Origin of the sequence: Bradyrhizobium sp. 172, assembly GCF_023101065.1 — a bacterium.
Taxonomy (GTDB): Bacteria; Pseudomonadota; Alphaproteobacteria; order Rhizobiales; family Xanthobacteraceae; genus Bradyrhizobium; species Bradyrhizobium canariense_D.
The window spans coordinates 6,054,650-6,079,957 of the sequence record NZ_CP064701.1; the positions used below are offsets into that span (position 1 = coordinate 6,054,650).

Here is a 25,308-nt window from a genome sequence, read left to right on the forward strand (position 1 = left end):
AAAAGGCCGGGATTGCTCCCGGCCTTTCGTCGTTATGCTGATGTGCCTTACTGCAGCGAAGCGCGCTTCGGGGGCTGTGCCGGCCACGACTTGATCAGAGTGTCGTAGTCGACCGTCTCACCCTTCGGCTTCTCGTTGGCGAGCTTGCGCTGCGGGGCAATCGTGCCGTCCTTCTGGGCCTTGGCGAACCAGAACTCGGCCGACTCCTTCTTGTGCAGCTTCGGACCGCAGGCGCCCTGCACGCCCGACTTCTCCAGACGCTCCATGACGGAGTCCTGGGCCGCGGCAAGCGAGTCCATCGCGGCCTGCGGCGTCTTGGCACCGGACGACGCATCGCCGATGTTCTGCCACCACAGCTGCGCCAGCTTCGGATAGTCGGGCACGTTGTTGCCGGTCGGGGTCCACTGCACGCGCGCGGGCGAGCGGTAGAACTCGATCAGGCCGCCGAGCTTCGGCGCACGCTCGGTGAACGACTTGTCCCAGATGTCGGATTCACGGATGAACGTGAGACCGACATGGCTCTTCTTCAGCGACACCGTCTTGGAGACGATGAACTGGAGATAGAGCCAGGCCGCCTTGCGGCGATCCGGGGGAGTCGATTTGAGCAGCGTCGCCGAACCCGCATCCTGGTAGCCGAGCTTCATGCCTTCCTTCCAGTACGAACCGTGCGGCGACGGAGCCATACGCCACTTCGGCGTACCGTCCGCGTTCATCACGGCGATGCCCGGCTTCACCATGTCGGCGGTGAAGGCGGTGTACCAGAACATCTGCTGGGCGATGTTGCCCTGCGCCGGCACCGGACCCGACTCGGAGAAGGTCATGCCCTGGGCCTGCGGCGGAGCATACTTCTTCATCCACTCGAGGTACTTGGTGATCGAGTAGACCGCGGCCGGACCGTTGGTGTCGCCGCCACGCTCGACCGAGGAGCCGACCGGACGGCAGCCTTCCATGCGGATGCCCCATTCGTCGACCGGCAGACCGTTCGGGATGCCCTTGTCGCCGTTACCGGCCATCGACAGCCAGGCGTCGGTGAAACGCCAGCCGAGCGACGGGTCCTTCTTGCCATAGTCCATATGGCCATAGACCTTGACGCCGTTGATCTCCTTGATGTCGTTGGTGAAGAACTCGGCGATGTCTTCGTAGGCTGACCAGTTCACGGGCACGCCGAGCTCGTAGCCATACTTGGCCTTGAACTTGGCCTTGTAGTCGGCGTTGGTGAACCAGTCGTAGCGGAACCAGTAAAGGTTCGCGAACTGCTGGTCGGGCAGCTGATAGAGCTTGCCGTCCGGCGCCGTGCCGAACGACTTGCCGATGAAGTCGTTGACGTCGAGCATGGGGTCGGTGACGTCCTTGCCCTCGCCGGTCATATAGTCCGACAGCGCGATGGTCTGGCCGTAGCGGAAGTGGGTGCCGATCAGATCGGAATCGTTGATCCAGCCGTCGTACACGTTCTTGCCGGACTGCATCTGGGTCTGCAGCTTCTCGACGACGTCACCTTCCTGGATGATGTCGTGCTTGAGCTTGATGCCGGTGAGCTCGGAGAACGCCTTGGCCAGCGTCTGCGACTCATATTCGTGGGTCGTGATGGTTTCGGAGACCACGTTGATCTCCATTCCCTTGAAGGGCTCGGCGGCCTTGGCGAACCACTCCAGCTCCTTCTTCTGGTCTTCCTTCGACAGCGTCGAGGGCTGGAATTCCGCGATCCACTTCTGGATCGCGGCGTCGTCGGCGGCGCGCACCGGCGCCGAGACGGCCAGCGACACCGCGACGATGGCGGCGACGCTGGACATCGTCAGAAAGCTATTCTTGGTCAATGGACGTTCCCTTCTCCTAAACTGCCGCATGTTATTCCTCCGTTGCAGCGACAAACTTTTTACAGGCCCGGGTTGGTCCCGGATCTGGCCGTTCCTTCGCGGGCTAGACCGTGCGGAAAATGAGTACGGCCGTGGCCAGCGAAATTCCTGATGCGATCCAAAGGCGCGAAATTTCAACTCCGTCCTCGCCGATCGGCAGCGTGGCGAGGGGGTCGGTGCCGGCGAAGGCGATCCACAGCAAGTGGATGACCGCCGCCGTGATCAGGGAGATGAACAGGCGGTCGCCGCGCGTGGTCGGGATGCGCAGCACGCCGACGCGCTCGGCTTCGGGATAAGCCACCCCGAGCCAGGTCATCACAGCCAGCGTGCAGGCGAGCGCGACAAAAAAGATCGCCGTCGGCGGCGTCCAGGCCATCCATGCAATCCATTCCATTTGATGCCTCCCTAGACCCGACCGAGCGCGAAACCGCTCGCGATATAATTGCGGACGAACCAGATCACGAGTGCGCCCGGGATGATCGTCAGCACGCCGGCTGCCGCCAGCAGGCCCCAGTCCATGCCCGCAGCCGACACCGTGCGCGTCATGATCGCCGCGATCGGCTTGGCCGAGACCGAGGTCAGCGTGCGCGCGAGCAGCAGCTCGACCCAGGAGAACATGAAGCAGAAGAAGGCGGCGACGCCGATGCCGCTCGCAATCAGCGGCACCAGGATCTTGATGAAGAAGCGCGGGAAGGAATAGCCGTCGAGGAAGGCGGTCTCGTCGATCTCGCGCGGCACGCCGGAGACGAAGCCTTCCAGGATCCACACCGCCAGCGGGACGTTGAAGATGCAGTGCGCGAGCGCGACCGCCCAGGGCGTATCGAACAGCCCGATCGCCGAATAGAGATTGAAGAACGGCAGGGCATAGACCGCGGCCGGCGCCATGCGGTTCGAGAGCAGCCAGAAGAACAGATGCTTGTCGCCGAGGAAACGGTAGCGCGAGAACGCGTAGGCCGCCGGCAGCGCCACCGAGATCGAGATGATGGTGTTGAGGACGACATATTCCAACGAGTTGATATAGCCGGAATACCAGCTCTCATCGGTGAAGATGCGCTTGTAGTGCTGGAGCGTCGGCGCGTGCGGCCACAGCGTCATCGTCGAGACGATCTCGGCGTTGGTCTTGAAGCTCATGTTGACGAGCCAGTAGATCGGCAACAGCAGGAAGATCAAAAACAGCGCCATGATGAGGCGACGGCCGGGGATCGAGTGCATCACACGGCTCCTTCCTGCGGCTTCCGATCGCTGCCGGCGTTGGTCATGACGGTGTAGAAGATCCAGCAGACGATCAGGATGATGAGGTTGTAGACCAGCGACAGCGCGGCGGCCTTGCCGAGGTCGAACTGGCCGAGCGCGATCTTGACCAGCTCGATCGACACGAAAGTCGTCGAATTGCCGGGCCCCCCACCAGTCACCACGAACGGTTCGGTGTAGATCATGAAACTGTCCATGAAGCGCAGCAGCACCGCGATCAGCAGCACGCGGTTCATCTTCGGCAGCTGGATCGCCTTGAACACGGCCCAACGCGAGGCGCCATCGATCTGCGCCGCCTGGTAATAAGCCTCCGGGATCGACTTAAGTCCGGCATAGCACAGCAGCGCGACCAGGCTGGTCCAGTGCCAGACGTCCATCACGATGACCGTGACCCAGGCGTCGATGTCGTTGGAGACGTAATTATAATCGATGCCGGTCGCATTGAGGACATAGCCGAGCAGGCCGATGTCGGGACGGCCAAAGATCTGCCAGATCGTGCCGACCACGTTCCACGGGATCAGCAGCGGCAACGCGAGGATGACGAGGCAGGCCGCAACCGTCCAGCCCTGGCGCGGCATCGAGAGCGCGACGACGATGCCGAGCGGCACCTCGATCGCGAGGATCACCAGCGAGAAGAACAGATTGCGGCCGAGCGAAGCCAGGAAGCGGCCGCCGAGGTCGGTCGAAGGATCGAGCAATTCCTTGAACCAGCCGACACCGTTCCAGAAGAACTGGTTGTTGCCGAAGGTGTCCTGCATCGAATAGTTCACCACCGTCATCAACGGCAGCACTGCCGAGAAGGCGACGACCAGGAACACCGGCAGCACCAGGAACCAGGCTTTTTGGTTGATAGTCTTGTCCATCAGGCGGCTCCCTCCACCAGAAGGCTGTCGGCATAGACGTGGACGTGCGACGGATCGAATTTCAGGCCGGCCGTGCCGTCCGGGCTGGTGAAGCCGGCCGGCGCGCGCGCCGCGAGCTTGGCGTCACCGAGCCGCGCGCGCGCGAAGCGGATGCGGCCGAGGTCGTCGACGCGTTCGATCTTCGCACTGAGCAGGCCGGGCGCCGGCGCGACGGCCTCAACGAATTCCGGACGGACGCCGATCTCGATCTTCGCGCCAGCAGGCAGCTTGTCGTAGCTGCGGTTGAGCGCGATCACATGACCGCCGATCTTGGCCTCACGGCCCCTCACCTCGGCCGACAGGATGTTCATGCCGGGCGAGCCGATGAAATAGCCGACGAACGTGTGCGCCGGCTTGTCGAACAACTCGGCCGGCGTGCCGCTCTGCACCACGCGGCCGTCATGCATGACCACCACGGTGTCGGCGAAGGTCAGCGCCTCGGTCTGGTCGTGGGTGACGTAGATCATCGTCAGGTCGAGCTCGCGATGCAGCGCCTTCAACTTGGAGCGGAGCTGCCATTTCAGCTCGGGGTCGATCACGGTGAGCGGCTCGTCGAACAGCACGGCGGCAACGTCGGAGCGTACCAGGCCGCGGCCGAGCGAGATCTTCTGCTTGGCATCGGCCGTGAGCCGCGTCGCCTTGCGGTTCAGATAGGGCTCGAGGTCGAGCAAGCGGCCGATCTCGGCGACCCGCTTGTCGATCTCAGCCTTCGGCACGCCGCGGTTCTTCAGAGGGAACGCCAAATTTTGCCCCACCGTCATGGTGTCGTAGATCACCGGAAACTGGAACACCTGGGCGATGTTGCGCTTCTGGGTTGACAGCGGTGTGATGTCCTCGCCGTCGAACAGGATTTTCCCCCGCGACGGCGTGATGATGCCGGAGATGACGTTGAGCAGCGTGGTCTTGCCGCAGCCGGACGGCCCGAGCAGCGCATAGGCGCCGCCCTGCCGCCAGGTCATGGTGACAGGCTTGAGAGCAAAGCTGTCCTGCGGGGCATCATTGCCGCCGTAGGAGTGGGCGAGATCGACGAGGTCAATGCGGGCCATGTCGCATCCCCCTCAGGCTTTTTTCTTTGACGCGTTTTCTTCACGCGAACCGCTCGGCACTTCGCTTGAAAACGCTATGGGACCGGGTGCCGCGACCAGCCGGTCGGCAGCATCGAAAACGAACACGTCGTTGGGATCGAGCACGGCATCGAGCGTCTGGCCGGGCTCGAATTCGTGCACGCCGTGCAGCACCGCCACCCAGTTCGATCCGTCGCGGGTCAGATGCACGAAACTCTCCGAACCGGTGATCTCGGTCACCGTTACCGTCGCATGGAAGGCGTGGCGGTCAGTCTCGCCATTGGCAAGTGCGAGCTGATGGGCGCGAAATCCGACGCGATAGGCGCCGTCCGCGAGCGAGGAATAGAGACCGGACGCCGGCGCGGCAATGCCGCCCGCATATTGCACGGAACCGTTCTTCTTCTCGATGCCTACGAGATTCAGCGGCGGATCGGAGAACACCTGCGCGACCCGCAAGGTCTGCGGATGACGGTAGACCTTTGGAGTCTCGCCGATCTGGAGCGCCTCTCCCTGCCACATGCACACCGTGTTGCCGCCGAGCAGCAGCGCCTCGGTCGGCTCGGTGGTGGCATAGACGAAGATCGCGCCGGAGGCCTCGAAGATGCGCGGCAGCTCGGTGCGCAGTTCCTCGCGCAGCTTGTAGTCGAGATTGGCGAGCGGCTCGTCGAGCAGCACGAGGTCGGCGCCCTTCACCAGCGCGCGCGCCATCGCAGTTCGCTGCTGCTGGCCGCCGGAAAGCTGGAGCGGCGTGCGCTTCAGGAACGGCTCGAGCCGGAGCAGCCGGGCGGCTTCCGCAACGCGCGCCTCGATTTCGGCGCGCGGCTTGCCCTGCACGCGCAAAGGCGAAGCGATGTTCTCGTAGACCGACAGCGAGGGGTAGTTGATGAACTGCTGATAGACCATGGCGACCGAGCGCTGGCGCACGTCGACCCCGGTGACGTCCTTGCCGTTGACCAGCAGCTTGCCCGATGTCGGTTTGTCCAGGCCAGCGAGCAGCCGCATGATCGAGGTCTTGCCCGACAGCGTCGGCCCGAGCAGCACGTTGAGCGTGCCGCTCTCGAGCGTCAGCGAGACGTCGCGGATGTGTGGGACCCCGTCGACAGTCCGGGTCACGTGATCGAGTGTCACCGTCATGAGCGTCCTCCGGCTTCCAGCAGGGGACTTTGCTGCACGGCGTGGGTCCTGATCCAGTCGTCCAGCGCCGCGATCTCGTCGGCACTTAGTCGCAGGCCGAGCTTGGAACGGCGCCAGACGATATCTTCGGCGGTGACGGCCCATTCGTTGGCGATGAGATAGCGGACTTCGCGCTCGGTCAGCGTCGCACCGAAGGCCTGGCCGAGATCGACCGCCGATTTCGCATCCCCAAGCAGCTTGATCGCCCTCGTGCCATAGGCGCGCGCCAGGCGCCGCGCATGCTCGTGGCTGAGGAAAGGATAGCCGCGCTGAAGCTCGGCGATCAGGCCGTCGACATCGGACACGCCCATGTCGCCGCCGGGCAGCGGCCATTTGCCGGTCCAGCCTTCGCGTGCTTTCGCACTGCGAAGATAGGGCGCGAGCCGCTCCAGCGCCTCCTCGGCGAGACGGCGATAGGTCGTGATCTTGCCGCCATAGATCGACAGCAGCGGCACGCCGCCGGGCGTGTCGAGTTCGAACACATAGTCGCGCGTCGCGGCCTTGGCTTCGCTGGCCCCGTCGTCATAGAGCGGACGTACGCCGGAGTAGGTCCAAACCACGTCATCGGGCGTGACAGGCTTGGCCAGATATTCGCTCGCCGCCGTGCAGAGATACTGGATCTCTTCGGCCGTCGCCTTCACCTTGGCGGGATCGCCGTCATAGTCGCGGTCGGTGGTGCCGATCAGCGTAAAATCGTCCTGATAGGGAATGACGAAGATGATGCGGCCATCTGCATTCTGGAACATGTAGGCGCGGTCGTGGTCGTAGAGTTTTTTCACGACGATGTGCGAGCCCTGCACCAGGCGCACCTTGGCTTTCGCGTTGACGCCGGCGCCGCGGCCGAGCACATCCTCGACCCAGGGCCCGCCGGCATTGACAACCGCACGGGCCTGGATCGACGAGCGCGCGCCTGTCAGCGTGTCGATCATGCTGACGGTCCAGATGCCGTCTGACTGTTTGATATCCGTCGCGCGAGTGCGGGTGCGGATCTCGGCGCCCTTGTCGGCGGCATCGCGTGCGTTGAGCACGACGAGACGGGCGTCGTCGACGAAGCAGTCGGAATATTCGAACGCGCGGCCGTAGCGGTTCGGGATCAGCGGGCGGCCGACCTCGTCGCGTCGGAGGTCAACCGAGCGCGTCGCCGGCAACAGATGACGGCCACCGATGTGGTCATAGAGAAAGAGGCCGAGGCGCAGCAGCCAGGCTGGCCGCAGGCCCGCATGGTGCGGCAAAACGAAACGCAGGGGGCGAATGATGTGCGGCGCGATGCCCCAGAGAATCTCGCGCTCGATCAGCGCCTCGCGAACCAGCCGGAACTCGTAATATTCGAGATAGCGCAGGCCGCCATGCACCAGCTTGGTCGACCAGGACGACGTCCCGCTCGCCAGATCGTTCATTTCGCACAGGAAAACCGTGTTGCCGCGGCCCACCGCGTCGCGCGCGATGCCGCAGCCGTTAACACCGCCTCCGATAATGGCGAGGTCGAAAATACGATCCAACAGACGCATCCCCCGGCGACCGCCCGTTCAATCGAGCGGTTACTTTCGCTTTTGATTAGATCACACCAGAAAACGAAAGCAAGATGAAAGAGGAGAGAAACGAAGTGAAAGCGGAACTTTTAAGCGGGCACACGGGGGCGAAATAGGCAGTTCAGGAGGGATTTGAGCGGCATTATTGCTCTTGAAAAGTCGTCGATGACCCTTATTAGTAAGAATAGTCATATTGGTCGTTGTTTGCATGACGGAACACACTGCACCAGATTCACCAGCGACGGACTCGTGGACGCTTGCCAACGCCAAGGCCCGGCTCTCCGAGGTGATCGATCGTGCCCAAGCCGGCCCGCAAATCATCACCCGACACGGCAAGCCCAACGCGGTGATCGTTTCCGTCGAGGAATGGGCGCGCAAGACGGCGCGCAAAGGTACCTTGGCCGAATTCCTGCTGGCTTCGCCGCTGCGCAGCGGCGACCTCGAGCTTGAACGCGTTCACGACGCGCCGCACGACGAGCTGCCGTGAATCTACTGCTCGACACCAACGTGTTGTCGGAGGTCCAGAGGCCCGCCCCTTCGCCGAAAGTCTTGTCATGGCTTGATACGATCGACGAGGATCGTGCGTTCATCAGCGCGGCATCGATCGCCGAGCTTCGTCGCGGCATCGCGTTGCTGGAGGACGGCCGTCGCCGTGCAGCACTGGCCGCCTGGCTTGCCCGCGATCTGCCGGAGCGTTTTGCCGGGCGCACACTGCCGATCGACCACGCGGTCGCGGAACGCTGGGGTGACCTGATGGCTCAGAGTCGCAGAAGCGGTCTCGCATTGTCTGTCATGGACGGCTTCTTTGCCGCGACCGCGCTGGCAAACAACCTCATGCTCGTCACGCGCAATGTGAAGGATTTTGCGGTATTCGGCGTGCCGCTGCTGAACCCGTGGGACAACCCATAGTCCTACCTCAGCCGCACCACCGGCGCGGCCTCGGGCGCTTCTTGTGCCTCGGCCTGAGCCTCATCGACGTCCGCCCCCTTCGGCATCGCGGCCATCACCTCGATGCCCTTGCCGTGGCAGATGGTGGCGAGGCGCTCTGGCAATTCCTGGTCGGTGACGAAGGTCTGGATCTGGCTGATATGCGCGATGCGGACCGGCGCGCTGCGCCGGAGCTTGGTGGAATCAGCGACCAGCATGACGCTGCGGGCGTTGGCGATGATGGCCTGCGCCACCTGCACCTCGCGATAGTCGAAGTCGAGCAGCGCGCCCTCCTCGTCGATCGCGGACGCTCCGATGATGGCATAGTCGACCTTGAACTGGCCGATCAGCTGCGTCGCGGTCGAGCCGACCACCGCGCCGTCGGCGCGCCGCACCGTGCCGCCGGCGACCACCACCTCGATGCGGGGATGACGATAGAGCAGCATGGCGACGTTCAGATTGTTGGTGATAACGAGGAGGTCCTCGTGCGAGGTCAGCGCGCTCGCGACCTCCTCGGTCGTGGTGCCGATGTTGATGAAGAGCGAGCAGCCGTTCGGGATCAGCGAGGCGGCCGCGGCTCCAATCGCCTTCTTCTCGTCGGCGGCGACGAAGCGCCGCGCCTCGTAGGCGAGGTTTTCGACGCCGGATGCGATGATGGCGCCGCCATGAATGCGGGTCAGCGAGCGCCGCTCACAGAGGTCGTTGAGATCCTTGCGGATGGTCTGCGCCGAGACCTCGAACCGGCGCGCCAGCTCCTCGACCATGACGCGGCCCGAGGCTCGCGCGATGTTGAGGATTTCGGCTTGGCGATGGGTCAGTCCGGTCACGGCGATGGCCTCAAGTCAGGAAGCTGCATGGTGCGGCGGTTCGCGCGCTCGGTCAATGCGCGCGCCGATCACGGTTAACGGACCAAGGTCCTCACCACGCCATTGCGGCGGCGAGACGCGCCAGCAGCTCCGGATCGTCGAAGGCGCTGGCGGAGGCGATGGCCCCGGCGGCGACGAGATCAGCATGGCTGAGGCTGGTCCGGATACCGATGGTCGGAATGCCGGCCGCTGCGGCCGATTGCACGCCGGTGCGGGAGTCCTCGAACGCGATCGAGGCCATGGCGCTGGCGCCGGCAAAGCGCAACCCTTCCTGATAAGGCAGCGGATGCGGCTTGCCGTGCAACAGCTCGGCACCGATCACGAGCGCCTTGAAGCGGTGCGTGATGCCGAGGCCGGACAGCAGCAGCTCCGCATTGAGCCGCGGGGCATTGGTCACGGCAACCATGGGAATACCGGCCGCATCCGCCCTGTCGAGCAGCGCCATCAGGCCCGGCAGCGGCTCGATCTGCCCGGCAACAAGCGTGCGGAAGACTTCCTCCTTCTCATCGAGGATCAAGGCACGCCGTTCGGGCGCCTCGTCGGGCAGAAAACGCTCGCCGATCGATACATTCGCGAAGCCTTGCAGCTCTCTGGAGAAGCGCGCGTGATCGAAGACGTGGCCGCGAGGGCCGAGCACCAGATTGAACGCCTTCAAGTGCAGCGGATCGGTGTTGGCGAGCGTACCGTCGATGTCGAACAGCAACGCCCTGCCGATAGCCTCGATCATGTCCGTACTTTCCCGAATATATGACGCATCAATACGAAAGCCGTATCAATACAGCGTCAATCGCGCAATGACGCACGTGCATGACCAATACGCGACCCTCGACAAAGTCGCGTGCGACTGCAACACTCCATGCAAGACCAAAAAGGAGGAAACGATGACGATCAACCGACGCGATCTCGCTCTCTCGACTCTTGCCGTCCCAGCTCTTGCCGTCTCCACTCTTGCAGTTTCAGCGCTCACGACACCGGTGCTGGCGGCCTCGGCCGACGAGGAAGCCGTGGCGAAGAAGGTCGAGGCGTTCCGTCTCGCCCAGATCGCGGCCGATCCCAAGGCGCTCGGCGCACTCTGCGCCGAAGAGGTGAGCTACAGCCATTCCAGCGGCAAGGTCGAGGACAAGGCGACCTTCATCGCCAACGCCACCGACGGCAAATCCAAATTCCTGTCGATCGAGTACAAGGACCCGACCATCAAGGTCGTCGGCCCCGCCGCGATCGTGCGCTTCCACTGGGTGGCGGAACAAGAGATGGCGGCTGATGGGAAAAAAGTGCCGACCAACCTTCACATCCTGATGAACTGGCAGAAGCAGGGCGACGACTGGAAGCTGCTCTCACGGGCGGCGACGAAGTTGTGAACAACGGCTCTTCCCCTCTCCGTTGCGGGAGAGGGTGGCTTCGCGAAGCGAAGTCGGGTGAGGGGTTTCTGTCCGACAACGAATCCTCTCGCATTGGAATTCGCGGAGACGACCCCTCATCCGGCGCTACGCGCCACCTTCTCCAACAAGGCGAGAAGGGAAGGCAGAGTTCGCGGCAAAAGATTCCCACCTCTCGGGCCACACGCGGCCCGGAATGACCCGCGGGAGGACTAAGCCGCTTCCTTCACATCACCGTTAACCAGCTTGCGCGCGGCGCGCTCGGCTTCGCGGGCGTTGCGGAAGAGCTGGCCTTCGAGACGGTTGAAGCGGCTGGACGAGGCGAAAAAGCAGTAGCCTCCCTGGGAACGAACGACGATACCTGCGGTCTGCGAATCGACTTCGATGATGTAGCTGTCCGGCATGGTCCGTGGATTCCTCAGTGCGGGCAAACAACGGCAGTTCTGCCCAAAGGTTCCTGGGCATTTTGACGCCGTTTCCACCCCGGATCGACACGCGACGGAGTACGCCGGGACCTCATCCGTTTTATGACTGGTTCTTGGCAAAGCCGCGGCGGCGGGACTCAGTCGCGCCGCGTTTGGTGTTGCCGCACGCATCAGACAGATGAGGCGCAACGCCGCGTGCGATTACGTCGCGATCGCGGTGTCGGTCGGGCGAACCGGCTGCGGGCGGCCGTGCTCGTCGATCGAGACGTAGGTGAAGTTGCCGTCGGTGACGAGGAACGGTTGCTGCTCGCCGCGGCGCAGCGCCCATGCTTCCAGATGCACGGTGATGGAGGTGCGCCCGACGCGAACGAGGTGGGCGTGGACCGAAACGAGATCGCCGACATAGACGGCCTTGCGGAAATTCATCGCCTCGATGGCGACGGTCACGGTGCGCGACTTCGCGACCTTTGACGCAAACACGCCGCCGCCGACGTCCATCTGGCTGAGCAGCCAGCCGCCGAAGATGTCACCGTTGGCGTTGGTGTCGGCAGGCATCGCCAGCGTGCGAATGCAGAGATCGCCGCCCGGCCCGGCATCGGCTTGCTCGTTCATGCCGCTCTCACTTGAAGATTGCTCACTTGAAATTGCTCACTTGAAATTGTCCCAGCCCGGATCCGGCGCAAAGCGCTCGCCGAATCTTCCGGCCAGCGCGCGCAAGGTGGATACGACATGATCGACGCCACGCGTGCGCGCATAATTCAACGGGCCGCCACGGAACGGTGCATAACCGGTGCCGAAGATCATGGCGCCGTCGACCATGTCGGCATCATCCACGATACCCTCGCGAAGCGCCGCGACGCAGACGTTGGACATCGGCAGCACCAGGCGGTCGATCATCTGGTCGGTGACGCGCGGACCGGTCTCGGGCAACGGCGCCTTCTCGGCCTTGCCGTCACGCCAGACGTAAAAGCCCTTGCCGGTCTTGCGGCCGAGTTCGCCCTTGGCGACCTTCTCGCGCAGCCAGGCCGGCGTCGGCGGCAGCAGATCGCCGAACTTGGTGCGCAGCATGTCGCCGACATCGAGACAAATGTCGAGCCCGACCTGGTCGGCCAGTTCGATCGGCCCCATCGGCATGCCGAACTGCTCCGCGGCGGCGTCGATCAGGCGCTGGTCGATCTTCTCGTCCAGCATCACCATCGCTTCCAGCATGTAAGGCGTCAGCGCGCGGTTGACGAGGAAGCCCGGCGAGCTCTTCACCGGCAACGGCAGCCGATCGATCGCGCCGACGAAGGCGAGTGCCTCCTTCAGCACCTGCGTATCGTTACCGTCATGGCTGACGACTTCGACCAGTTGCAACCGCGACACCGGGTTGAAGAAGTGGAGACCGACCAGCCGCTCCGGCCGCGCCAGCGTGGTGCGCAAATCCTGCAGCGGAATGCTCGACGTGTTGGTCGCGAGGATCGCGCCCGGCTTCATTCGCGGCTCGAGGCCGGCATAGACCTTCTGCTTGAGCTCGAGCTTCTCCGGGACCGCCTCGATGATGAGATCGGCGTTGCGGACGCCCTCCCCATCCATGTCAGGCATGAGGCGATCGAGCGCGTCGCGCACCTCGGTCGGCTTGCGGATGATCTTGCCGTAGAGCTCGGCGGCGCGCTTGACTGCGCCCGCGATCGGCTCCGCCTTCATGTCGGCGAGCGAGACGCGCACCCCCTGCCCCGCGCACCAGGCCGCGATGTCGCCGCCCATGGCGCCCGCGCCGATGACGTGGGCATGCCTGATCGTGTTGCCGGAGCCTGCCGCTTTCTTCATCTGCTCGCGCAGGAAGAACACGCGGATCAAATTCTGCGCGGTCGGCGTCACCATCAGCTTGGCGAACGAGGCCTGCTCTGCCCCGAGCATCGCGGCCTTGCTGCCGCCATGGGTCTCCCAGAGATCGATCAAGGCATAGGGCGCCGGATAATGCTCGCGGGACGCGGCCTTCGCCGCCTCCGATCGCATCCGTTTGGCCAGCAGCCCGCGCACCGGGCCGAAATTCGCCGCACGCGTCAGAAAACCCGGCCGCGCCCTCTTGAGGCGGCCGAACAGCGCATCCTTGACGGCATTGCGAACGTGGCGCTCCTGCGTCACGGTGTCGACGAGGCCGAGCGATCTGGCGCGGCGGGCATCGATGGTGCGGCCGGTCAGCATCAGGGCCATCGATTGTGTCGGATTGACCAGCGCAGTGAAACGCGCGGTGCCGCCGAGACCGGGATGTAGCCCCAGCATCACCTCAGGGAAACCGAAGCGCGCGCCGTCGATCGCGATGCGCGATTGGCAGGCGAGCGCGACTTCGAGCCCGCCGCCGAGGCAGAAGCCGTGGATCACCGCGACCGTCGGCAGCTTCAGCGCTTCAAGATGATCGACCACCGCATGGGCGGCGCGGATCCGCGTCTCCACCATCCCGGCGTCACTGGCGCCGCGAAATTCGTTGACGTCGGCGCCCGCGATGAAGCCGGACGGCTTTGCGGAGCGGATCACGAGGCCGGCAGGGCGCTCGGTCTCGATCGCCGCCAGCACGGCGTCGAACTCCTCCATCACCTCCGAGGACAGCGTGTTGGCGCTGGCGTCAGTGCGGTCAAACAGCAGCCAGGCGACACCGTCGGCGTCGCGCGTCAGCTTGAAGTGCTTGTAGGGACGATCGGCGGCGGGCTTGGGCCCGAGCTCCAGCACGCGGTCGCCGAGCGCGGTCATGATCCTGGAATCCATGGTCATACCGCCTCGATCAGCATGGCGCCGCCGAGCCCGCCGCCGATGCATTCGGTGGCAACGCCGCGCCGCGTGCCGAGCCGCTTCATGGTGTTGACGAGATGCAGCACGATGCGATTGCCGGACGTGCCGACGGGATGCCCGAGCGAGATAGCGCCGCCATCGACGTTGAGTTTGTCGCGGTCGACCTCGCCGGCAGCGCCGTCCAGTCCCAAAATCTCGCGGCAGAACTTGTCGTCATTCCAGGCGGCGAGGCAGCCGAGCACTTGGGTGGCGAACGCCTCGTTGAGCTCCCAGGTCTCGACGTCCTGGATGGTGAGATCATTGCGCTTCAGTAACGGCGTCGCCGACATCACAGGACCGAGACCCATGATGCTTGGATCGAGTGCGGCCCAGTTGCTGTCGACGATGACGGCCTTCGGCGTCAGCTTGTGCCTGGCGACCGCTTCGTCGGACGCCAGGATCACCCAGGACGCGCCATCGGTGATCTGCGAGGAATTGCCGGCGGTGACCTGGCCCCAGGGACGCTCGAACACGGGCCGGAGTTTTGCGAGCCTCTCGGCCGTCGAGTCCGGACGCACGCCATCATCATGGTCGAAGAATTTTCCGTCGCGGGAGAACGCGGTTTCGACTTCGCCCTTGAGAAAACCTTCCGCCTGCGCATGCGCGAGCCGGCGATGGCTCTCGGCGGCATAGGCATCGGACTGCGCACGGGTGATGCCGAAGAGATGGCCGACGACTTCGGCCGTCTGGCCCATGTTGAGATCGGTAATAGGATCGGTCAGCCCGCGCTCGAGGCCGATGATCGGTTTGAGATAGCGCGGCCGCAGCTTGAAGGCCGCGGCAAGCTTCGCGGCGACGCCCTTGGCGGTGGCGAGGCCGGCGAACCAGCGCACGCCGGAATTGGGCCAGACCAGCGGCGCGTGGCTCAAGGCCTCGGTGCCGCCGGCCAGGATCATGTCGGCATGGCCCTCGCGGATGTAGCGGTACGCGGTGTCGATCGACTGCATGCCGGATCCGCAATTGATCTGAACGGTGAAGGCGACCATGTCCTCGCCCATGCCGAGCCGGAGCGCGGCGACGCGAGCCGGGTTCATTTCGTCCGCGATCACGTTGACGCAGCCGAGGATGACCTGGTCGAAGGTATCAGGCGAAAACGGCTGACGCGCCAGCAGTGGCCGGCCGCATTGCACGGCGAGATCGACCGGCGTGAACGGCCCCGGCCCCGAACGCGCCTTCAAAAACGGCGTCCGACTGCCGTCGACGATGAAAACCGGTCGTGCCATCAGCTCGCCGCCCTTTGTTCACCGAGTTCCTGGAAGAACTGATGCACGTCGCCGGTTTTCTTGTAAATCGGCGACAGCGCCTCCGGCGCAAAATCGTCGACCTCGATCACCTTTGTAACGGCTTCGCGGGCCGCGGCCAGCTGCTCGCCCTCCGCCTGCGTGATCACACCCTTGGCCACCGCATCCTTCCAGTCGCTCAGATGAGCCGCGCGCATGCGCCTGGCGATGGCGTCCGCACCTGCGATCAGGTTGAACGCGCGCTCCAGCCGGGCGAAGCCGCCATCGTCGTCGACATAAGCGAGATCGGGCGTGAGGCGGTCGCGCGCGGCCGACGGCTCCAGCACGAGGCTCGCGCATTGATGCACGACCCGGTCGGAGGGACCCAGCACGCGGGCGCCGAAGGGCTGGACCACGAATTTGAGGATGCCTGCGACGAAGCGGTTCGGCAGATTGGCGAGAATCTCGGCAAGCCGGTTCTCGATGGTCCGAAAGCCCGTCGCCATGCACCATTCGAGCGCGGCAAAATCCTCCTTCTGCCGGCCCTCGTCCTGCCAGCGCTTCAGCGCGGCAGAGAGCAGATACAGCTCGGACAGGATGTCGCCGAAGCGCGCCGACAGCATCTCTTTGCGCTTGAGCGCGCCGCCGAGCGTCAACAGCGCCATATCGGCGCAGAGGGCAAAAGCCGCCGAGTAGCGCGAGAGCTGACGATAGAATGGCCTGGCGTCACCCGCATCGGGTGCAAGCGCGAAGACACCAAAGCTCCAGCTCCGGCCGAACGCGCGCAAGAGTGTCTCGAAGCTGTGGCCGACATGTTTCCAGAACACCTTGTCGAAGGCGGTGAGCCCGCGCTCGCGATCGGCATCGGCAAGCGCATTCATCTCGTCGAGCAGATAGGGATGGGCGCGGATGGCGCCCTGTCCGAACACGATGAGATTGCGGGTGAGGATATTGGCGCCCTCGACGGTGATGCCGACCGGAACGGCGCGGTGGAGATTGCCGAGATAGTTTTGCGGACCGTCGATCACGGCCTTGCCGCCATGGATGTCCATAGCGTCGTCGACCGCGGTGCGCATCCGCTCGGTCGCGTGCAGCTTCATGATGCCCGAGATGACGGCGGGATGGATCCCGGCATTCAGTGCCGCGCAGGTCAGCCGTCGCGCCGCGTCGAGCTGATAGGCAGTGGCGACAATGCGGGCGAGCGGCTCCTCGACGCCCTCGAATTTGGAGATGGAGATGCCGAACTGCTCGCGGATGCGGGCATAGGCGCCGGTGGTGCGGGCGGCATAGGCGGCGCCGGCGGCGGAGAGCGACGGCAACGAGATGCCGCGGCCGGCGGCGAGCGCCGTCATCAGCATCTTCCAGCCCTGCCCCAGCCGCGCCTGGCCGCCGATGACGTAGTCGAGCGGAATGAAAACGTCGCGGCCCCAGTTCGGACCGTTCTGGAAGACCTGCATCGAGGGCAAATGGCGTTTGCCGATTTCGACGCCGGGAAGATTGGTCGGGATCAGCGCCACGCTGATGCCGAGCTCTTCCTGGTCGCCGACGAGATAATCGGGATCATAGGCCTTGAAGGCGAGGCCAAGCAGCGTCGCGACGGGGCCGAGCGTGATGTAGCGCTTGTGCCAGTTGAGCTTCAGGCCCAGCACCTCCTGGCCCTCGAAGGTGCCTTTGCAGATGATGCCGGTGTCGACCATCGAGGCGGCATCAGAGCCGGCCTCGGGGCTGGTGAGGCCGAAGCAGGGAATGTCGCGGCCATCGGCAAGACGCGGCAGCCAGCGCTGCTGCTGCTCCTTCGTGCCGAAGTGCATCAGGAGCTCGCCGGGGCCCAACGAGTTCGGCACCATCACCGTCACCGCGGCGGCGATCGAGCGGGTCGATATCTTGCGCACCACTTCCGAATGCGCATAGGGCGAGAAGCCGAGGCCGCCGAACTCCTTCGGAATGATCATGCCGAAGAATTTTTCGCGCTTGACGAAGTGCCAGACATCGGGCGGCAGGTCGCGCCATTCCGAAAAGATCTTCCACTCGTCGAGCATGGCGCAAAGCTCGTCGACCGGGCCGTTGAGGAAGGCCCGCTCCTCTTCGGTCAGCGTTGCCTGCGGGACCTTCAGCAGCTTCGACCAATCGGGGTTGCCGGTGAAGAGATCGGCGTCCCACCAGACGTCGCCGGCCTCCAGCGCCTCGCGCTCGGTGTCCGACATCGCCGGCAGCACGCCGCGCGCCCAGGAGAAAATCGGCTTGGTCAGGGTGTCGCGGCGGAAGCTCATGGCGGACCTCATGCATCGGCGCGGTGATCGGGCATTTTAGCGGAAAGTGGCCGGCGGCGGTGAAGACTTCGCCTGCGGAAAGACGCGAATTGACGCGGCCGGGCAGCCGCCCAGGGGCCATAACGGCCGAGGCGTGGTGGCAGTTCCGGGAGGGGATAGCTTCGCGGTCGGCCGGTCTAATCCGGCCGCACCATCTCGAACATGTTTTCCGGCTTGATTTCGAAATAATCCCCGCTGCGGCCGGCGCGTACGATCGGGCGGGCGGCGGCGGTCTGGTAGACGCCGTCCTTGATCATGGCCTTGTCGATGTGGACGGCAACGACCTCGCCGAGCGTCAGCCAGGCATTGGCTTCCTTGCCGTCGGCGCCCTTGAGGCGGACGATATCGGACACCTTGCATTCGAAGGCGACGGGACTCTCGCCGACGCGCGGCACGTTGACGAGCCTGCCGGGCACGGCGGTGAGGCCCGCAACTTTGAACTCGTCGACCTCAGGGCCAACATGCGCCGCAGTCGCGTTCATGTGCCTGGCCAGGTCCATGGTGGCGAGGTTCCAGACGAACTCGCCGGTCTGCTGGATGTTTTCGACCGTGTCCTTCCAGTTGGTGGAGGAGAAGCCGATGATCGGGGGGACGTAGCAGAAAGCGTTGAAGAAGCTGTAGGGCGCGAGGTTGACGTGGCCGTTGGTGTCGCGCGACGAAATCCAGCCGATCGGCCGCGGCGCGACGATGGCGTTGAAGGGATCGTGCTTGAGGCCGTGGCCCTTGGCGGGCTCGTAGAAGTGCAGGTCTTTGTCGGTCACGCGCTGTTTCCTTCTCGTCATTGCGAGCGCAGCGAAGCAATCCAAAATCCCTCCGCAGAGACAGTCTGGATTGCTTCGCAAAGCTCGCAATGACGGAGTTTGTTGATCCGTCCTTGCCCGCCATCAGCCGTCATTCCGTGGCGGTCGGCCTGCTTATAGGAGGAAATCCGCCGCCGCGTCAGTGGCGCGGGGACAATCCCGCGATGACGAAATCGATCATCTGGTCGATGGTCGGGCCCGGCTTGGTAGCGCACTGGGCGATCATCTGGGGGTGGAAAAAGCGCATCATCGCGGTGCAGGCGCACAGCGCAGCCAGTTGCAGGTCCGGCGCCTCGAACTCGCCGGAAGCCACGCCTTGCGTGATCATCTGGCCGATGACCCCGGCAATGCACTCCATGTGGTTGACGCAGACGTCCCAGTCCTCCTGCATCGCGATCTCGACCATCTCGTGCAGCTTATTGTCGCCGACATAGCGCTCGGTGTTCATGCGATTGATGGTGGTGAGCAGCTCACGGAATCGCGGCAGTACCGGACCGGGCCTGGCCACGATCCGCTGCGCTTCCAGCTCGACCTCGCCCATTAGCGAACGGGCCACCGCCTGATGGATCGCCTTCTTCGATTCGAAGAAGCGATAGACGTTGGCGGGGCTCATCTTGAGCTCCTTGGCGATGTCGCCGACCGTGGTCTTGAGATAGCCGATCTGGCGGAACAGCCTCTCGGCCACGTCGAGAATGCGTTCCCGGGTGTCGCCTTCGATATGTTCCGAAACCAGTGTCATCTGTCAGACTCGTCAATCAGCAGTTCATCTTCACTTATTCAGCCGCCTCAGCAAGCGGAATTGCGTTCTGGTCATCGCTCCCATGCTGCGGCGCGGCAGGCTGCTCGGGCGTGCCCGCCTCATCCAGGCTCTTGCGGAACCAGAGGGCGTAGAGGCCCGGCAGGTACAGCAGCGTCAGGAAGGTCGCGACGAACAAGCCACCCATGATGGTGATCGCCATCGGCCCCCAGAATGCCGAGCGCGACAGCGGGATCATGGCGAGGATGGCGGCAAGCGCCGTCAGCACCACCGGACGGGCGCGGCGGACGGTGGCCTCCACGATCGCCTCGCGGCGGGTCAGGCCGTGCGAGACGTCGGTCTCGATCTGATCCACCAGGATCACGGCGTTACGCATGATCATGCCGGCGAGCGCGATCAGGCCGAGCAGCGCCACGAAGCCGAACGGGGCGTTGGCGATGTTGAGCCCGAACGAGGCGCCGACGATGCCGAGCGGCGCAGTCAGAAACACCAGGATCAGGCGCGAGAAGCTCTGCAGCTGGAACATCAGCAGCGTCAGCATCACCATGACCATCAGCGGGAAGAGAATGAAGATCGAGGCGTTGCCCTTGGCGGATTCCTCGAACGCGCCGCCCGCCTCGATGCGGTAGGCCGGCTCCAGGTTGTCCTTGATTGCCTTCAGCTTCGGCGCGATCTGGCCGGTGACGTCGGGCGCCTGCACGCCGTCGACGACGTCGGAGCGCACGGTGATCGCCATGTCGCGGTTACGCCGCCACATGATCGGTTCCTCGTGCGCATACTCGATCTTGGCGATCTGCTGCAGCGGCACGGCCACGCCGTTGCGCGAGGTGATGGTGAGATCGCCGACGGCGCCGAGGTCGAGCCGCTCGGACGAGACGGCGCGCGCGACCACGCCGACCTTTTCGATGCCGTCGCGCACGGTCGTCACCTGCGAGCCCGAGATCAGCATCGACAGCGCCTGCGACACGTCCTGCGGGGTCAGGCCCATGGCGCGTGCGCGATCCTGGTCGACGACGAGCTTGAGGTAAGGCGACTGCTCGTTCCAATCGAGCTGGACGTCCTTGACGCTCTTGTTCTGCCGCATGACGTCGCGGACTTGGTAGGCGATCTCGCGCACCTTGTTGGCGTCGGGTCCGATGACGCGAAACTGCACGGGAAAACCAACCGGGGGACCGAAATTGAAGCGGTCGACGCGCACGCGGGCCTCGTTGAGCGCGCCGTCGGCAACGGCGTGTTCAAGCTTGGCCTTGATGCGCTCGCGCGCCTCGACCCCCTTTGCGACGATGACGATTTCGGCAAAAGCCTCGTTCGGAAGCTGCGGATTGAGGCCGAGCCAGAAGCGCGGCGAGCCCTGTCCGACATAGGCCGTGTAGGTCTCGATGTCCTTGTCGTCCTTGAGCATGGTCTCGGCCTTCTTCACCGCCTTTTCGGTGACGTTGAAGGCGGTGCCCTCGGGCAGGCGAAGCTGGAGGAACAGCTCGGGACGCTCGGACAGCGGGAAGAACTGCTGCTGGACGTGGCCGAAACCGACGATCGAGGCGATGAAGACGCCGACGGTCGCGACCACCACGGTGATGCGGTGGTCGACGCACCACTGCACGATGGCGCGCAGGCCCCGATACATGCGGGTCTCGTAGACCGCGTGCGGATCGTGATTGTGGTGCACCTTGATGTTGGGCAGCAGCATGACGCCGATATAGGGCGTGAAGATCACCGCCACGAACCAGGACGCGACCAGCGCGATCGCCACGATCCAGAAGATGCTGCCGGCATATTCGCCGACCGCGGAATTGGCAAAGCCGATGGGGAGGAAGCCAGCGGCCGTGACCAGCGTTCCCGTGAGCATCGGAAACGCAGTGGATTCCCAGGCAAAGGACGCCGCACGCATGCGGTCCCAGCCCTGCTCCATCTTCACCACCATCATCTCGACGGCGATGATGGCGTCATCCACCAGCAGGCCGAGCGCGATGATCAGCGCACCGAGCGTGATGCGGTGCAGGTCGAGCGACATCGTGTTCATGACGACGAAGACGATGCCGAGCACCAGGGGCACCGACAATGCGACCACGATGCCGGTGCGCCAGCCAAGCGCCAGGAACGACACGAACAGCACGATGACGAGGGCTTCCATGAAAGAGTGTACGAACTCGCCGACCGCGTGCTCGACCACCTTGGGCTGGTCGGCGATCAGTTTGACGTCGACGCCCTGCGGCACCGCCTTCATGAATTCAGCCGTCGCCTTCTCGACCTCCTTGCCGAGATCGAGGATGTTGGCGCCCTTGGCGGTGACGACGCCGATGCCGATCGCGGCCTTGCCTTCCTGGCGCACGACGAAACTCGGCGGGTCGACATAGCCATGGGTGACGGTGGCGATGTCGCCGAGGCGGAACACGCGACCGTTGCTCTCGACCGGGGTTTCGGCGACGGCCTTGGCGCCGTCGAGCGCACCGGTGACGCGCAGCGGCACGCGCTGCGACGAGGTCTCGACCGTGCCGGCCGGCGTCACGTTGTTCTGCTTGGCGAGCGAATCGAACAGCGCCTGCGGCGTGATGCCGAGCGTGGCGAGCTTGGCATGGCTGAACTCGACGAAGATGCGCTCATCCTGGTTGCCGTAAACGTCGACCTTGGTCACGCCCGGCACCTTCAGAAGGCGCTGACGGAAACCTTCCGAGACCTTCTTGAGCTGGGCGTAGTCGGCGCCGTCGCCCGTCATCATGTAGAGGATGGAATCGACGTCGGAGAACTCGTCGTTGACGACGGGCCCGAGAATCCCTGCGGGCAGCTGGCCCTGCACGTCGACCAGCTTCTTGCGCAGCAGATAAAAGAGATACGGCACGTCCTTCGGCGGCGTAGAATCGCGGAAGGTCACCTGGAGCGCAGTGAATCCGGGCTTGGAATAGGTCTGCACCTTCTCGAAGTAGGGCAGCTCCTGGATCTTCTTCTCGATGGGATCGGCGACCTGCGCCTGCATTTCCTGCGCTGTCGCGCCCGGCCACAGCACGGAGACGTTGACCACCTTCACCGTGAAGAACGGATCCTCGGCGCGACCGAGCTTCTGATAGGAGAAGAATCCGGCGACGCCGAGTATGAGCATCAGGAACAGGATCAGCGTCGGATGGCTGACGGCCCAGGCCGAAAGATTGAAGCGCTTCATCGCACTCTCCAAAGATGATCCGGTTGCAAAAAACCACAGCCACTCTGTTGAACGCGTCGTCGCGAGGCAGCGAAGCAATCCAGGGGGCTGGGCAGGTTCTGGATCGCTTCGCCGCTTCAGCCCCAGCATTTGCGCTTGGGCCGAAACTCACCTCACACGACGTAACTCGTAAAAGAGACTTAAAAGGACAGTGACGACACGACCCGTACCTTCTGGCCGGGATCGAGCTTCTGAACGCCGAGGGCGACGATCTTGGCGCCCTCTTCGACACCACCGGTGATGACGACGTCGTTGCTCTCGTAGGACTTCACCACGACCGGCTTCAGCGTGACCGCGCCGTTGTCGTCGACGACGTAGAAGGACGGCTTGCCGCCTTCGTTGAACAGCGCCGACAGCGGCAGCCGCGCGACGCGTTCGGTGGCGGCGTCCGACAGCGTCAGCGTCGCGGTCATGCCGAGCGAGACCTTGTCGTCGGCCTCGGGCAGCGAAAACTTGGCAAGATAGGTGCGCGTGGCGGGATCCGCGGTGGGCGCGATCTCGCGCAGCTTGGCCGTGTACTTTTTGCCCGGCTCCGACCAAAGAGTGACGCTGGCGGCGCCCGATTTGGCACGTCCGACCAGCGTCTCAGGGATCGCGACGACCGCTTCCTTTTCGGCAAAGCGGGCGACACGGATCGAGGTCTGGCCTGCGGCAACCACCTGGCCAGGCTCGATCAGCGTTGCGGTGACGACGCCACGGGCGTCGGCGTTGAGCGTCGCGTAGGAAAGGGAATTGTTGGTCAGTTCGACCGAGCGCTCGGCCCGGTTCAGGCGGGCGCGGGCCTCGTCGGCAGCGGCGCGGCTCGAATCCAGCTGCGCGTCGGTGGTCCAGCCCTTGGCCTTCAAATCCTTGGCGCGCTGCTCGGCCGCGGCGGCCTGGGCCAGCACGCCGGTCGCAGCGGTCTGTTCGGCGACGGCTTGCTCGGCCTGGAGCTTCAGATCGACCTCATCGAGGACCGCGAGCGGCTGACCGATCTCGACGGTCTGGCCAACTTCGACCAGACGCTTGGCGACCTTGCCCGCGACCCGAAAGCCCAGATCGCTCTCGATCCGCGGCCTGATCGTGCCGACGAAGCTGCGCTCGGGCTTTTCGGCATCGTAGTGGGCGGTGGCGACCAAGACCGGCCGCGGCGGGTCGGCCTTTTCAGCGACGGTGTCATTGCACCCAGCGAGGGCGGCAGCCATCAGCGCCAGCGAAACACCGGCCAAAAGCCTCGAATAGCTGGACAAAACGGATCGGACGAACATCGGAGGACACTCCCTCGGCTGCAATGAGAGGAATGTCGACTAATCACTGATGAAAGTCAATAATCGTCAGTCATCAGGAAAGCGTGATCGTTAAGAGGTGGTAACCTCCCCGCTGCCCTTGGCGGAAAGCCCGGACTGTTGGAAGAGAGCGTCGCGCCGCGGCCCAGAGGGACCGCACGGAATGGGCCTGGCTTTCGCCAGGGCGACATTTCGAGGCTACCGCCCCTGTTCGGCGAACTCGTGCTTGCTGTCGTGGCCACCGATGAAGACCAGGATGCCGGCGATCAGCGGCAGCACCGCGAGCACGAGCAGTCCGGTCGAGGTCTGCCCGGTGGCTTCCTTGACCCAGCCGATCAGATACGGTCCGCCGAACCCGGCGAGATTGCCGATCGAGTTGATCAGAGCGATGGCGCCGGCCGCCGCCGTGCCGGAGAGCCAGGCCGTCGGCAGGGTCCAGAACACGCCGAAGCAGCAGAACACGCCGATCGCGGCAACCGTCAGCACGATCATCGTCAGGGTGGGGTCGGTGAGATAGCTGGAGACGCCGAGAGCGACGGCGGTGAGCAGCAACGGCGCGCCGACATGCATCACGCGCTCGCGCGTGGCATCGGAATGCCGCGCCCACAGGATCATTGCGATGGTGCCGAACAGATACGGAATCGCGGTGACGAAGCCGGTCTGGGCGTTGGTGAGGCCGAACGCCTTGACGATCTGCGGCAGCCAGAACTGCATGCCATAGAGCGCGCCGACGAAGCCGAAATAGACGAGGCTCAGCATGATCACCTTAGGTGAGGTCAGCGCCTCGCCGAGCGACATATGCTTCACCGCCTGCTTGGCCGCGATCTCGGCATCGAGCTTGGTCTTGAGCCAGGCCTTCTGCTCGGCCGAGAGCCAATCCGCCTTCTCTGGCCTGTCGGTGAGATAGAACCAGGTGACGATGCCGAGCAGCACGGAGGGAATGCCCTCAATGATGAACAGCCACTGCCAGCCCTTCAGGCCCATGGCCCCGTCGAGGCCGAGCAGCAGGCCAGAGACCGGCGCGCCGATCACGGTGGAGACCGGAACGGCGATGGCGAAGGCCGCGAGGAAGCGGGCGCGATATTCGGCCGGATACCAATAAGTGAGATAGAGGATGATGCCGGGGAAGAAGCCGGCTTCGGCGACGCCGAGCAGGAAGCGCAGCACGTAGAAGCTCGTGACCCCGCTCGTGAGCGCCATCAGCGCCGAGATGATGCCCCAGGTCACCATGATGCGGGCGATCCAGCGGCTGGCGCCGAACTTCTCCAGCGCCAGATTGCTCGGCACCTCGAAGATGAAATAGCCGATGAAGAAGATGCCGGCGCCCCAGGAGAAGATCAGCGGCGTGAATTTCAGCTCGGCATTCATGGTCAGCGCGGCGAAGCCGAGATTGACGCGGTCGAGATAGGAGAAGAAATAGGCCAGCACCAGGAACGGGATCAGACGCCAGGAGATGGCGCGGATCGTCGAGGTCTCGATTTCCGACTTGGCTGCGCCGGTCGAACCGGCATAGGTCGTGGTCTGGCTCATGGCTTCCCCCGGGTTGTTGCTTTTATGGGCTGATCCGGGGTTTTGAGCATCGCCGCGAAA

General features: G+C 64.3%; 22 protein-coding genes. 3 read left to right on the plus strand and 19 right to left on the minus strand.

Annotated elements, in window-relative coordinates:
- Positions 1 to 47: 47 nt before the first annotated feature.
- From IVB07_RS29085 to glpD, 7 genes are all read right to left on the minus strand, one after another.
- Positions 48 to 1,790 carry an ABC transporter substrate-binding protein gene (locus tag IVB07_RS29085; protein ID WP_039799251.1) on the minus strand — a complete coding sequence of 581 codons (1,743 nt, stop codon included), beginning with the start codon at positions 1,788 to 1,790 and terminating at the stop codon, positions 48 to 50.
- A gap of 127 nt (positions 1,791 to 1,917) precedes the next feature.
- A complete protein-coding gene (locus IVB07_RS29090; protein WP_018454978.1) occupies positions 1,918 to 2,247 on the minus strand; it encodes a DUF2160 domain-containing protein in 330 nt (109 codons plus the stop codon).
- 11 nt (positions 2,248 to 2,258) lie between these two features.
- Positions 2,259 to 3,065, minus strand: coding sequence for a carbohydrate ABC transporter permease (locus IVB07_RS29095; protein WP_018454979.1), 807 nt, complete (start codon positions 3,063 to 3,065; stop codon positions 2,259 to 2,261).
- Complete coding sequence (locus tag IVB07_RS29100) at positions 3,065 to 3,967, minus strand: sugar ABC transporter permease (RefSeq protein WP_018454980.1); 903 nt, start codon at positions 3,965 to 3,967, stop codon at positions 3,065 to 3,067. The genes IVB07_RS29095 and IVB07_RS29100 overlap by 1 nt, the downstream gene beginning before the upstream one ends.
- Positions 3,967 to 5,052 (minus strand): ABC transporter ATP-binding protein, encoded by a 1,086-nt coding sequence (locus IVB07_RS29105; RefSeq protein ID WP_247363618.1) that lies wholly within the window; start codon positions 5,050 to 5,052, stop codon positions 3,967 to 3,969. The genes IVB07_RS29100 and IVB07_RS29105 overlap by 1 nt, the downstream gene beginning before the upstream one ends.
- Positions 5,053 to 5,064: 12 nt before the next feature.
- Complete coding sequence (locus tag IVB07_RS29110; protein ID WP_018454982.1) at positions 5,065 to 6,204, minus strand: ABC transporter ATP-binding protein; 1,140 nt, start codon at positions 6,202 to 6,204, stop codon at positions 5,065 to 5,067.
- A complete protein-coding gene (glpD, locus tag IVB07_RS29115) occupies positions 6,201 to 7,751 on the minus strand; it encodes a glycerol-3-phosphate dehydrogenase (RefSeq protein ID WP_085361305.1) in 1,551 nt (516 codons plus the stop codon). The genes IVB07_RS29110 and glpD overlap by 4 nt, the downstream gene beginning before the upstream one ends.
- 229 nt (positions 7,752 to 7,980) lie before the next feature.
- Here glpD and IVB07_RS29120 point away from each other — a divergent pair, with 229 nt between their 5' ends.
- The gene (locus IVB07_RS29120; protein ID WP_018454984.1) at positions 7,981 to 8,259 is read left to right on the plus strand and encodes a type II toxin-antitoxin system Phd/YefM family antitoxin; all 279 of its coding nucleotides are present in this window, start codon (positions 7,981 to 7,983) and stop codon (positions 8,257 to 8,259) included.
- The gene (locus tag IVB07_RS29125) at positions 8,256 to 8,681 is read left to right on the plus strand and encodes a type II toxin-antitoxin system VapC family toxin (protein WP_018454985.1); all 426 of its coding nucleotides are present in this window, start codon (positions 8,256 to 8,258) and stop codon (positions 8,679 to 8,681) included. The genes IVB07_RS29120 and IVB07_RS29125 overlap by 4 nt, the downstream gene beginning before the upstream one ends.
- Positions 8,682 to 8,683: 2 nt before the next feature.
- Here the strand turns inward: IVB07_RS29125 and IVB07_RS29130 are convergent, their stop codons facing one another.
- Together IVB07_RS29130 and IVB07_RS29135 are read right to left on the minus strand one after the other, a co-directional pair.
- On the minus strand, positions 8,684 to 9,526 hold the full coding sequence (locus IVB07_RS29130) for a DeoR/GlpR family DNA-binding transcription regulator (RefSeq protein WP_018454986.1): 843 nt from the start codon (positions 9,524 to 9,526) through the stop codon (positions 8,684 to 8,686).
- 91 nt (positions 9,527 to 9,617) lie between these two features.
- Positions 9,618 to 10,292 (minus strand): HAD-IA family hydrolase, encoded by a 675-nt coding sequence (locus IVB07_RS29135; RefSeq protein ID WP_018454987.1) that lies wholly within the window; start codon positions 10,290 to 10,292, stop codon positions 9,618 to 9,620.
- Between the two features lie 154 nt (positions 10,293 to 10,446).
- Between IVB07_RS29135 and IVB07_RS29140 the strand changes: the two genes are divergently transcribed.
- Entirely contained in the window at positions 10,447 to 10,923 is a 477-nt protein-coding gene (locus IVB07_RS29140) for a nuclear transport factor 2 family protein (RefSeq protein ID WP_026232853.1), read from the plus strand.
- A 230-nt stretch (positions 10,924 to 11,153) separates the two neighbouring features.
- On the opposite strand, the gene IVB07_RS29145 is transcribed toward IVB07_RS29140, so the two are convergent.
- The 10 genes from IVB07_RS29145 to IVB07_RS29190 form a co-directional block, all read right to left on the minus strand.
- A complete protein-coding gene (locus tag IVB07_RS29145) occupies positions 11,154 to 11,345 on the minus strand; it encodes a hypothetical protein (RefSeq protein ID WP_018454989.1) in 192 nt (63 codons plus the stop codon).
- A 222-nt stretch (positions 11,346 to 11,567) separates the two neighbouring features.
- Positions 11,568 to 11,978 (minus strand): acyl-CoA thioesterase, encoded by a 411-nt coding sequence (locus IVB07_RS29150; protein ID WP_018454990.1) that lies wholly within the window; start codon positions 11,976 to 11,978, stop codon positions 11,568 to 11,570.
- A 36-nt stretch (positions 11,979 to 12,014) separates the two neighbouring features.
- Entirely contained in the window at positions 12,015 to 14,111 is a 2,097-nt protein-coding gene (locus tag IVB07_RS29155; protein WP_247299594.1) for a 3-hydroxyacyl-CoA dehydrogenase NAD-binding domain-containing protein, read from the minus strand.
- Positions 14,112 to 14,113: 2 nt separating this feature from the next.
- On the minus strand, positions 14,114 to 15,397 hold the full coding sequence (locus IVB07_RS29160) for an acetyl-CoA C-acetyltransferase (protein WP_018454992.1): 1,284 nt from the start codon (positions 15,395 to 15,397) through the stop codon (positions 14,114 to 14,116).
- Positions 15,397 to 17,664, minus strand: coding sequence for an acyl-CoA dehydrogenase (locus IVB07_RS29165; protein ID WP_247766788.1), 2,268 nt, complete (start codon positions 17,662 to 17,664; stop codon positions 15,397 to 15,399). Before IVB07_RS29165 ends, IVB07_RS29160 begins: the two co-directional genes overlap by 1 nt.
- A 176-nt stretch (positions 17,665 to 17,840) precedes the next feature.
- Positions 17,841 to 18,464, minus strand: coding sequence for a flavin reductase family protein (locus IVB07_RS29170; RefSeq protein ID WP_026232855.1), 624 nt, complete (start codon positions 18,462 to 18,464; stop codon positions 17,841 to 17,843).
- A 178-nt stretch (positions 18,465 to 18,642) separates the two neighbouring features.
- A complete protein-coding gene (locus tag IVB07_RS29175; protein ID WP_247363620.1) occupies positions 18,643 to 19,242 on the minus strand; it encodes a TetR/AcrR family transcriptional regulator in 600 nt (199 codons plus the stop codon).
- A gap of 34 nt (positions 19,243 to 19,276) precedes the next feature.
- Positions 19,277 to 22,414 carry an efflux RND transporter permease subunit gene (locus IVB07_RS29180; protein ID WP_018454996.1) on the minus strand — a complete coding sequence of 1,046 codons (3,138 nt, stop codon included), beginning with the start codon at positions 22,412 to 22,414 and terminating at the stop codon, positions 19,277 to 19,279.
- A 179-nt stretch (positions 22,415 to 22,593) separates the two neighbouring features.
- Positions 22,594 to 23,700, minus strand: coding sequence for an efflux RND transporter periplasmic adaptor subunit (locus IVB07_RS29185; RefSeq protein ID WP_085361298.1), 1,107 nt, complete (start codon positions 23,698 to 23,700; stop codon positions 22,594 to 22,596).
- A 216-nt stretch (positions 23,701 to 23,916) separates the two neighbouring features.
- On the minus strand, positions 23,917 to 25,248 hold the full coding sequence (locus IVB07_RS29190) for an MFS transporter (protein ID WP_018454998.1): 1,332 nt from the start codon (positions 25,246 to 25,248) through the stop codon (positions 23,917 to 23,919).
- Between the last annotated feature and the right edge of the window lie 60 nt (positions 25,249 to 25,308).

What these genes read in the sequence shown, in the direction of transcription:
- IVB07_RS29085 (WP_039799251.1), bottom strand. Translation starts at nt 1,790, where the DNA reads ATGTCCAGCGTCGCCGCCATCGTCGCGGTGTCGCTGGCCGTCTCGGCG.
- IVB07_RS29105 (WP_247363618.1), bottom strand. Translation starts at nt 5,052, where the DNA reads ATGGCCCGCATTGACCTCGTCGATCTCGCCCACTCCTACGGCGGCAAT.
- IVB07_RS29145 (WP_018454989.1), bottom strand. Translation starts at nt 11,345, where the DNA reads ATGCCGGACAGCTACATCATCGAAGTCGATTCGCAGACCGCAGGTATC.
- IVB07_RS29165 (WP_247766788.1), bottom strand. Translation starts at nt 17,664, where the DNA reads ATGAGCTTCCGCCGCGACACCCTGACCAAGCCGATTTTCTCCTGGGCG.
- IVB07_RS29160 (WP_018454992.1), bottom strand. Translation starts at nt 15,397, where the DNA reads ATGGCACGACCGGTTTTCATCGTCGACGGCAGTCGGACGCCGTTTTTG.
- IVB07_RS29155 (WP_247299594.1), bottom strand. Translation starts at nt 14,111, where the DNA reads ATGGATTCCAGGATCATGACCGCGCTCGGCGACCGCGTGCTGGAGCTC.
- IVB07_RS29150 (WP_018454990.1), bottom strand. Translation starts at nt 11,978, where the DNA reads ATGAACGAGCAAGCCGATGCCGGGCCGGGCGGCGATCTCTGCATTCGC.
- IVB07_RS29120 (WP_018454984.1), top strand. Translation starts at nt 7,981, where the DNA reads ATGACGGAACACACTGCACCAGATTCACCAGCGACGGACTCGTGGACG.
- IVB07_RS29090 (WP_018454978.1), bottom strand. Translation starts at nt 2,247, where the DNA reads ATGGAATGGATTGCATGGATGGCCTGGACGCCGCCGACGGCGATCTTT.
- IVB07_RS29180 (WP_018454996.1), bottom strand. Translation starts at nt 22,414, where the DNA reads ATGAAGCGCTTCAATCTTTCGGCCTGGGCCGTCAGCCATCCGACGCTG.
- IVB07_RS29190 (WP_018454998.1), bottom strand. Translation starts at nt 25,248, where the DNA reads ATGAGCCAGACCACGACCTATGCCGGTTCGACCGGCGCAGCCAAGTCG.
- IVB07_RS29110 (WP_018454982.1), bottom strand. Translation starts at nt 6,204, where the DNA reads ATGACGGTGACACTCGATCACGTGACCCGGACTGTCGACGGGGTCCCA.
- IVB07_RS29095 (WP_018454979.1), bottom strand. Translation starts at nt 3,065, where the DNA reads ATGCACTCGATCCCCGGCCGTCGCCTCATCATGGCGCTGTTTTTGATC.
- IVB07_RS29140 (WP_026232853.1), top strand. Translation starts at nt 10,447, where the DNA reads ATGACGATCAACCGACGCGATCTCGCTCTCTCGACTCTTGCCGTCCCA.
- IVB07_RS29185 (WP_085361298.1), bottom strand. Translation starts at nt 23,700, where the DNA reads ATGTTCGTCCGATCCGTTTTGTCCAGCTATTCGAGGCTTTTGGCCGGT.
- glpD (WP_085361305.1), bottom strand. Translation starts at nt 7,751, where the DNA reads ATGCGTCTGTTGGATCGTATTTTCGACCTCGCCATTATCGGAGGCGGT.
- IVB07_RS29135 (WP_018454987.1), bottom strand. Translation starts at nt 10,292, where the DNA reads ATGATCGAGGCTATCGGCAGGGCGTTGCTGTTCGACATCGACGGTACG.
- IVB07_RS29100 (WP_018454980.1), bottom strand. Translation starts at nt 3,967, where the DNA reads ATGGACAAGACTATCAACCAAAAAGCCTGGTTCCTGGTGCTGCCGGTG.
- IVB07_RS29175 (WP_247363620.1), bottom strand. Translation starts at nt 19,242, where the DNA reads ATGACACTGGTTTCGGAACATATCGAAGGCGACACCCGGGAACGCATT.